Origin of the sequence: uncultured Campylobacter sp., assembly GCF_938018035.1 — a bacterium.
In the GTDB taxonomy this organism is placed as follows: Bacteria; Campylobacterota; Campylobacteria; order Campylobacterales; family Campylobacteraceae; genus Campylobacter_B.
On the sequence record NZ_CALIJF010000417.1, the window covers coordinates 1 to 1,220 of the forward strand.

Annotated in this window: 2 protein-coding genes; one reads left to right on the forward strand and one right to left on the reverse strand. The window is 48.6% G+C overall.

Annotation, left to right across the window (positions count from 1 at the left end; translation table 11 throughout):
• The first annotated feature begins 117 nt into the window (after positions 1 to 117).
• On the forward strand, positions 118 to 291 hold the full coding sequence (locus tag Q0257_RS12775; RefSeq protein ID WP_298025384.1) for a hypothetical protein: 174 nt from the start codon (positions 118 to 120) through the stop codon (positions 289 to 291).
• Positions 292 to 631: 340 nt separating this feature from the next.
• On the opposite strand, the gene Q0257_RS12780 is transcribed toward Q0257_RS12775, so the two are convergent.
• A partial coding sequence (locus tag Q0257_RS12780; protein WP_298025387.1) for a DUF4272 domain-containing protein occupies positions 632 to 1,220 on the reverse strand: 589 nt, incomplete at its 5' end.

Genomic DNA, 1,220 nt, shown 5'->3' on the forward strand with positions numbered 1-1,220 from the left:
CCCGATCAATTCATAAATTTTTCACATTCGGTATGCTTTTCGAACCGTCGGCAAATATTTAGGATTGGTAAAAAACAGCGCGCGATCAGGGTTAAATTTTAAAATTCCGATCTTGGCATGACTTATGCTTGCAGTTGTGGGTACAACGACGCAAAAATAGTTTCTAAATTTGAGTACAAAGAAGAGTGTAAGTGGGGGTACCGCGAAGCTAGACGAGGCGGGGATGAAATTTGCGGGCGGAGCGTGTATGTAAATATGCAACCAGCAAATTTTAGATGCAACGACGTATAGCAAAGAGAAAAAACGCGGGAATTAAGGCGAAGTATTTTTCGCTTAAACGAGGCGAAATTTAATTTTTAAGCGCAGGCTGGTTTAAATTTGAGTTAAAGAATACAAGAGCGGCAGTATCGCGAGATAGATTTAAATGTTGTGCAGAAATTTTAAGTCAAGATAAGGCATATAACCTATCGTGAACTTAAAATTTCAAACTCATTTAAAGACGCTCGCGAGACAACGCGCAGTATTTTTTCTTTAGACGAGGCGGAAATGAGCCGAATGAAGGAGCTTATATTATAATACGTGACTGAAATTCGGCGAAATTTCCAACGATGTATAAAGGAAAAAAGGGCCGCTAAGTATTCAAGTCCGGATAATCCCACGCATTATATTCATCCGTCAGATTATCATTCTCCGCTCCCTTGCAGCACAGCCACTCTAGCCCGCCGCGCCTCTCCATCACGACTTCTTCGTCGAGCCCCGCGCAGTCTGAGCCGTGCACGCGGGCATTGACGCACGCCCAGTGATAGCGGTAGATGAGATCGAGCGCCTGCAAAATTTCATCCGCATCGCGTAGCTTCACGCGCGCAGAAAAATCACCGCCGCTAAAGGTGCCCATCACAAAGGCGCAGTCGCAGATACCCTTTGGAAAGCTAAGCTCCTCCACGAGCCCCATGGCCCACATCAGCGCCCACAGCGACTCGTATTTCCAGCCCATATTTACGGCCTCGTCGCGACTTGCCTCGCCCTGCACGACGCGGCGCTCCATACGCGTGAGCTTGTCTATGCAGCCGTAGTGGTTATCTAGAAAGCCCTGCACGCCCTGCTTATCCTCATCCGCGAGCTTGCCCTCGTCTCTGATCGAGCAGGCGCACATTATCGCCGCGTATGAACAGATCGCGCGGGCGATGACTTCGTCCTTTTCGCGCGGAGTGACCTCGTCC

Coding starts and splice junctions, on each gene's coding strand:
- Q0257_RS12775 (WP_298025384.1), top strand. CDS start 118: ATGACTTATGCTTGCAGTTGTGGGTACAACGACGCAAAAATAGTTTCT.